The sequence below is a fragment of the Massilia sp. MS-15 genome, from assembly GCF_020176695.1.
Classification (GTDB): domain Bacteria; phylum Pseudomonadota; class Gammaproteobacteria; order Burkholderiales; family Burkholderiaceae_D; genus Telluria; species Telluria hydrophila.
In genome coordinates this window covers 1-2,318 of record NZ_JAIWIA010000087.1, presented here as the reverse complement: position 1 = coordinate 2,318, position 2,318 = coordinate 1, and the positions used below count along the sequence as shown (strand labels likewise).

Sequence of the window (2,318 nt, the reverse complement as noted above, 5' to 3'; positions counted from 1 at the left end):
TTCTCTGGAACCACGAGACTATCACCTGGCATTACCTCCAGGCCGCCAATGCCACCGAAAATCCAACTTCCCGATTCGCGCGAAATAACGCTGCCATCAGCGCGAATAACGAACACCTCATCAACATCGGCGTCCGAAGTAGCACCGGCAAGCTTCAAATAATCCTTGACGCGTGAATTAGGCCGCCAGAGCGCCGACGACTCCACATTGACCGCTCCAAACACGTGGACGAACGCCGGGGTTGCAGGAACGATCAAACGGTCGCCGTTCTCGAGTTTTAGTTGCGGCAGGCGCGTGAAAGAGTGCTCCTTCGGATCCAGATTGAACGCAATCCGCCCAGTCGGCCTTAGTTGTCGGAATTGCGCGATCTTTCGTTGGGCCAACGAGGCCTGTGCCTGCTGCTGGGCTGCAAGGACCTGGGGGTCGACCGAAGCAAGGGTCTGCTGGTTCGCAACGGCCTGGCTCTGGTCACTGGTGATCTGAGCCTCGAGGCGACGTGCAGCTTTTTCGAGGTTGATTTCCTGTTCCTTACGGACGGTTTCGCGATGGAATGCAGTCCCAAACAGATAGGCATTTGCAGTCGGGCCACCAGCTTTGGCTAGCAAGCTCTGCAGCGTGTCGCCGGCGCTCATCTGGTACACACCGGGCACCTTGACTTCGCCTTCAATGCGCACCAGCACGCGGCGCTTGTCAATTGGCACGGCGACATCCTGCTGTGAGAAGATGGTGACCGTGTCGCCGGGTTGAAGCTCAATGTTGTCCGGACCGGTGGGGTTGGCAAACACATTGCCCAGATTGAACGGAACCAAGGTCACCGAGAGGTTTTTGCGATTGATGCGCTCGACTACTGCATAATCCCAGTTCACTTCGTCCACAAGGTCACCGACACGCGCGGCAATCGTATCCGCGTGTTCGTTAGTTATCTGTTTGTCCTGGCCAGTGGTCACGACATTGTTTTGCCGCCTTACGGATGCGCGGGTAATCAGGGAATCTCGGCTAGGGATCAAATCGCTTACGCGCATTCCTGCCTTGAATGGAGCACGCACTGGTTGATCTACGTTGCCGCGCAAAATGACAGCATTGGAGAATTCCGGAGTGATGCCGGTAACGTTCAGGACGTCGCCATCTTTCAGCGGACGCTTCAGGTTCGCAGCATCCAGCGCGAACTGCTCGACACTCCGCGGACGATTCTTACTCGCATCAATACGCTCGAGGAAGGCACGGCGCGGATCAGCGACCACCGGCATGCCTCCTGCAAAGTCGAGCATCGACTCGATGGTGTCGCTACTGGTCTTGAGTTCGTACACGGCCGGACTGTTCACCTTGCCTACCAGCGCCACATAGCCGGCGGCCGGGGGGATATAGATCGAATCACCGTCCTGCAGCTTGACGTCGGCCGACTTCTCGCCTTTCGCGATGAAGGCATACAGATCAAGCTCAGTGACGACGCGTCCCGCACGTTTCACCTGAACACGACGCATGCTGCCGTTAGCATTCGGACCGCCGCTGGCGAACAGCGCGGTGACCAGGGTCGACAGGCTCGATACGGTATAGGTGCCCGGACGGTTCGCCTGGCCGACCACGTACACGGTAATGGCACGCAGTTGCCCGAAGTTTACGTTAATGGTCACGCCCTTGTACAGCTTTGCAACGGCGCCACGAATGATATCGTCGGCGTCGCCCGCCTTTACACCGGCCAGCACGACCGAGCCGATGGTCGGGATCGAAATCGTGCCGTTGCGGTCGATCGTGGCGCGGAAGTCGATGTCGATGCTCCCCCACCCGCGGATCAAGAGTTCGTCGCCCGGGCCGAGTACGTACTCCGACGGAACGGGCGCGTTCAGGATAGGAGCGAAGGTCGACGGGGCGTTCGCGAAGAAATTCGCGCCGAAGATGGGAAGGTCCTGTCCAACGCTGTCATGAATGAACTTCTGGAATTCCGTTTGGGGCTTGGGCCGTGCCATGCCACTGGGTGCCTGTTGTGCCGCAACGACGGCATCCTGGCTGGCTGCCTGGCGCGCCTGTGCCGCAGCGGCGGGCGTGACATTGGTAATCGACACCCTGCGCAGCGCAGCGGGGGCAGGTAGTGCCGCTTCAGTCGATTCTTGACCGAACATCTCGTCGGCACGCGCGGGCAATTCTTGGGCAGGAGCAGTGGTTGATGCAGCGCCGAAAGCCAGCGCCACTGCGCAGAGCAAAAACTTGGACATATGATACTCGGAAGAAATGGTAACAGTCGGATAACCTAGAATTATATCCGCCCCGGCAGTATCGTGAATAGCACGAAATTGCTGTCGACAAAGAAAATCTCCACCGTA

The 2,318-nt window shown here is 58.4% G+C and carries 1 protein-coding gene; it reads right to left on the bottom strand.

What is annotated here, in order from left to right:
* Window positions 1-2,210, bottom strand: a 2,210-nt coding sequence (locus LCI23_RS20375) for an SLBB domain-containing protein (RefSeq protein ID WP_224948268.1), incomplete at its 3' end; no start/stop codon positions are given.
* Window positions 2,211-2,318 lie beyond the last annotated feature (108 nt).